General features: G+C 76.3%; 2 protein-coding genes. Both read right to left on the bottom strand.

Features of this window, described 5'->3' with window-relative positions; all coding sequences use genetic code 11:
- Positions 1 to 1,557 (bottom strand): type I polyketide synthase (locus GPJ59_RS33290; protein WP_219671643.1); only part of this gene is annotated, 1,557 nt, incomplete at its 3' end.
- Between the two features lie 39 nt (positions 1,558 to 1,596).
- Positions 1,597 to 5,067 (bottom strand): SDR family NAD(P)-dependent oxidoreductase (locus tag GPJ59_RS38740; protein WP_219671642.1); only part of this gene is annotated, 3,471 nt, incomplete at its 5' end.

The raw sequence follows: 5,067 nt of genomic DNA, 5'->3' as shown, positions 1-5,067 counted from the left end.
CAGTGCGGTGTCGGCGGCGGCCGGGGCGCCCTGCCCGGCCGCGAAGGCGTGCAGGGCGCCGGCCTGGCCGTGCAGGGCGGCGGCGCTGTGCCCGGACAGCGGCCACGGCACGGGCGCGGCGGAGGTGAAGGGGACCGGGCCCGCCGGGGCGGCGGGCGCCGGCTCCGGGTCGGGTTCGGCCTGTTCGAGGATGAGGTGGGCGTTGGTGCCGCTGATGCCGAAGGCGGAGACGGCGGCCCGGCGCGGCCGGTCGGCCTCGGGCCACTGGCGCGCCTCGGTGAGCAGTTCGACCGCGCCGGCCGACCAGTCGACGTGCGGGGTGGGCTCGTCGACGTGCAGGGTCTTCGGCAGGACGCCGTTGCGCAGCGCCATGGTCATCTTGATGACGCCGGCGATGCCCGCGGCGGCCGCGGTGTGCCCGATGTTGGTCTTCAGGGAGCCCAGCCACAGCGGGGAGCCCGCCGGCCGGTCCTGCCCGTAGGTGGCGATGAGGGCCTGGGCCTCGATGGGGTCGCCGAGGGTGGTGCCGGTGCCGTGCGCCTCGACCACGTCGACGTCGCGGGAGCGCAGGCGGGCGTTGGCCAGGGCCTGGCGGATGACCCGCTGCTGCGAGGGCCCGTTGGGCGCGGCGAGGCCGTTGGAGGCGCCGTCCTGGTTGGTGGCGGAGCCGCGGATCACGGCGAGCACCTGGTGGCCGTTGCGCCTCGCGTCGGAGAGCTTCTCCAGGACGATGACGCCGACGCCCTCGCCCCAGCCGGTGCCGTCGGCGGCCGCGGCGAAGGCCTTGCAGCGGCCGTCCTCGGACAGCCCGCGCTGCCGGCTGAACTCGACGAAGAGGCCGGGGACGGACATGACGCTGACGCCGCCGGCGAGTGCCATGGAGCAGTCGCCGTTGCGCAGTGCCTGGGCCGCGAGGTGCAGTGCGACCAGGGAGGAGGAGCAGGCGGTGTCGATGGTGACCGCCGGGCCCTCGAAGCCGTACTGGTAGGACAGCCGGCCGGAGACGACGCTGGCGGAGGTGCCGGTGAGGGAGTAGCCCTCCGCGCCGTCCTGGACGTTGTGCCCGCCGACGATGTACGCGGGGGCGGCGGCGCCCACGTACACGCCGGTCCGGGTGCCCTTGAGGGCGTGCGGGTCGAGCCCGGCCCGCTCCAGCGCCTCCCAGGAGGTCTCCAGCAGGACCCGCTGCTGCGGGTCCATGGCCAGCGCCTCGCGCGGGGAGATGCCGAACAGGCCGGGGTCGAACTCCGCGGCCTCGTACAGGAATCCGCCGGAGCGGGTGTACGTGGTCCCGGGGTGGTCGGGGTCCGGGTGGTAGAGCGCGTCCTGGTCCCAGCCCCGGTCGGTCGGGAAGCCGGAGATGGCGTCCCGCCCGTCGGCGACGAGCTCCCACAGGTCCTCGGGCGAGCGGACCCCGCCCGGGTAGCGGCAGGCCATGCCCACCACGGCGATCGGCTCGCTGCCCCGGTTCTCGGCCTCGCTCAGCCGCTGCCGGGTCTCGTGGAGCTCGGCGGCCACTCGCTTGAGGGACTCGACCAGCTTGTCCTCGTGCGCCATCGCGGCGTGTCCTTCCCTGTTCTCGCAGGTCGCCGGGGATCAGGAGACCCCGAGCTCGTTCTGGATGAAGTCGAGTACCTCGTCGGCCGAGGCCGACTGGAGGCGGTCCGCCACGTCCTCGCCGGCGGCGGGCACCGCGTCGGCGGGGGCGGCGAGCGCCTTCCAGCGCTGGAGGAGTTCCTCGATGCGGCCGGCCACCTCGTCGTGGCCGGGCGCGTCCGGGTCGGCGCCGAGCACCGCCGCCTCGAACCGGCCGAGTTCGGCCAGCAGGCCGGCGCCGGGCGCGCCCGCGGCCTCGTCGGGCACCAGCTCGGCGAGCAGGTGCTTGGCGAGGGTGCTGGTCGTCGGGTAGTCGAAGATCAGCGTCGGGGGCAGCCGCAGCCCGGTGGCCGCACCCAGCCGGTTGCGGAACTCGACGGCGGTCAGCGAGTCGAAGCCCAGCTCCTTGAAGGTGCGGTCCGCACCGACGGCGGCGGGGGCGCCGTGTCCGAGCACGGTGGCCACGTTCGTGCGGACAAGTTCCAGCAGGACGTGCTCCCGCTCGGCCTCCGGCAGGCCCGCCAGCTGCTGGGCCAGCGGTACGGCGCCCTGCGCGGCCGCGGCCGCCTCGACGACCCGCCGGGCCGGGGCCCGTACCAGGCCCTTGAGGACGTCCGGCAGGGAGCCGCCGCGCGCCTGCTCGCGCAGGCCCGCCAGGTCCAGCCGGACCGGGGCGAGCAGCGCCTCGTCCTGCGCCAGCGCGTCGTCGAGGAGTCCCAGGCCCTGCGCGTCGGTCATGGGCAGGAAGCCGGACCGGCCCAGGCGGGCGAGGTCGGCGGTGTCGAGGCCGGCGGTCATACCGCTGGACTGCGCCCAGTGGCCCCAGGCCAGCGAGATGCCCGGCAGGCCCTGGGCCCGGCGGCGGGCGGCCAGGGCGTCCAGGAAGGTGTTCCCGGCCGCGTAGTTGGCCTGGCCCGCGTTGCCCAGGACACCGGCTGCCGACGAGTACAGGACGAAGGCGGTCAGGTCCAGGCCGCGGGTGAGCTCGTGCAGGTTGAGCGCGGCGTCGGCCTTCGGCCGCAGCACGGCGGCGAGCCGCTGCGGGGTCAGCGCGTCCACGACCCCGTCGTCGACGACTCCGGCGGTGTGCACGACCGCGCGCAGCGGCCGGTCTGCCGGTACGCCGTCCAGCACGGCCTTCAGCGCCTCCCGGTCGGCGGCGTCGCAGGCCACCACCTCGGCCGAGCCTCCCAACGCCGCGATCTCCGCGACGAGTTCGGCCGCGCCCGGGGCCTCGGGGCCGCGCCGGCCGGTCAGCAGCAGGTGCTTCACCCCGTGCTCCGCGACCAGGTGCTTGGCCACCAGCGCGCCCAGGGTCCCCGTACCGCCGGTGACCAGGACCGTACCCGCCGGGTCCCAGCCCTGCGGCACGGTCAGCACGATCTTGCCGGTGTGCTTGGCCTGGCTCATGAACCGGAAGGCCTCCGGCGCCCGCCGGACGTCCCAGCTCCGCGTCGGCAGCGGCTTCAGCGCACCCGAGGCGAAGAGTCCGGCCAGCTCGGCGAGCATCTGCCCGATCCGCTCCGGACCGGCCTCCATGAGGTCGAAGGCCTGGTAGACGACGCCCGGGTAGTCGCGGGCGACGGCCTGCGGGTCGCGGACGTCGGTCTTGCCCATCTCGACGAACCGGCCGCCGCGCGGCAGCAGCCGCAGCGAGGCGTCCACCAGCTCACCGGCCAGGCAGTCCAGGACCACGTCCATGCCGCGCCCGCCGGTCGCGTGGCTGAAGCGCTCCTCGAAGGAGGTGTCGCGGGAGGAGCCGTAGTGGGCGCCCTCCAGCCGGACCTGCCGGCGCAGCACGTCCCACTTGCCCTCGCTGGCCGTGCCGAACACCTCGGCGCCCAGGTGCCGGGCGAGCTGCACGGCGGCCATGCCGACACCGCCGGCGGCGGAGTGCACGAGCACGCGCTCGCCCGACCGCAGACCGGCCAGGTCCACCAGCCCGTAGTAGGCGGTGAGGAAGACCGCGGGCACGGAGGCCGCCTGCTCGAAGGACCAGCCCTCGGGCATCCTGGCCACCATCCGGGCGTCGGCGACGGCCGCCTCGCCGAACGAGTGCGGCACCATGCCGAACACCCGGTCGCCGACGCGGACGTGGGTGACGTCCGCCCCGACCTCGGTGACCACGCCGGACGCCTCGCTGCCGAGCACGATCGCGTCCGGGTACATGCCCAGCGCCATCAGGACGTCGCGGAAGTTCAGACCGGCCGCCCGTACGTCCATCCGCACCTGGCCGGCCCCCAGGGGCTCGGCCGCCTCCGGGAAGGGCACCAGGGCCAGGCTCTCCAGGGTCCCGCCGCCGGTCGTGTCCAGCCGCCAGTACTGGGCGTCCTGCGGCGGGGCGAGCAGCGCGCCCGCGTCGGCCCGGGCCAGCCGCGGGGCGAGGAACTCGCCGCCGCGGACGGCGATCTGGCCCTCCCCGGTGGCGAGGGCGGCGCCGAGGGCGTCGTACGGACCGGTCCCGGCGTCGGTGTCGCCGTCGCTGTCGACGTCGATGTCGCCGTCGGCGCGCGGGGCGGCGTCGGTGTCGACGAGGACCAGGCGGCCGGGGTTCTCGGCCTGGGCGGAGCGCACCAGGCCCCACAGTCCGGCGTGGGTGAGGTCGGTGACCTCCTCGCCGGGCCGTACGGCCACGGCGCCGCGCGTCAGCACGACCAGCCGCGCCCCGCCGAACGCCGGTTCGGCCAGCCACTGCTGAACGGTCGCCAGCAGCCGGGCGGTGGCCTCCCGGACACCGTCGGCGGTGACCGCGCCACGCACCGGGGCGACCGGCAGCAGGACGGCGTCCGGCACGGGCTCGCCCGCGGCGATCGCGGCGGCCAGCGCGGGCAGGTCGGCGTGGGCGGGCCGGTCCCCGCCTTCACCGAAGACGGCCGGGGAGGAGCCGAGCACCGCCCAGGTGGCCGGGTCCGCTCCGGCCGCGGGGAGCGTGGTCCAGTCGACGCGGAACAGCGCGTCGTTCTCGGCCGTACGGGCCCGGTGCAACTGCTCGTCCGAGACCGGCAGCAGGCTGAGCGAGTCGATGCTCGCGACCGGCAGGCCCGAGGCGTCGGCGACGGTCACCGCGACCGCGTCGGGGCCGGCGGGCACCAGGCGGACGCGTACGGACGCCGCGCCCTCGGCGTGCACGGCCACCCCGCTCCAGGCGAACGGGAGCCTGATCCGGCCGTCCCCCGCACCGGCGGCGACGTCGAGCAGCATGCCGTGCAGGGAGGCGTCCAGCAGGGCCGGGTGCAGGCCGAAGGCGGCCGCCTCCTCCTGCTGCGCCGGGGCGAGGACGACCTCGGCGTACACCTCCTCGCCCAGCCGCCAGGCGGCCTTCAGGCCCTGGAAGGCGGGCCCGTAGCCGTATCCCGCCTCGGCGAGGCCGGCGTAGAAGCCGCCGAGGTCGACGCGCCGGGCCCCGGCCGGCGGCCACACGGCCAGCTCGGCGGCGGCCGGCGCGGCACCGGCGGCGGCGAGGGTGCCGCT

Origin of the sequence: Streptomyces bambusae (genome assembly GCF_019400985.1) — a bacterium.
Classification (GTDB): Bacteria; Actinomycetota; Actinomycetes; order Streptomycetales; family Streptomycetaceae; genus Streptomyces; species Streptomyces bambusae_A.
This window is presented reverse-complemented; position numbering and strand designations above follow the sequence as displayed.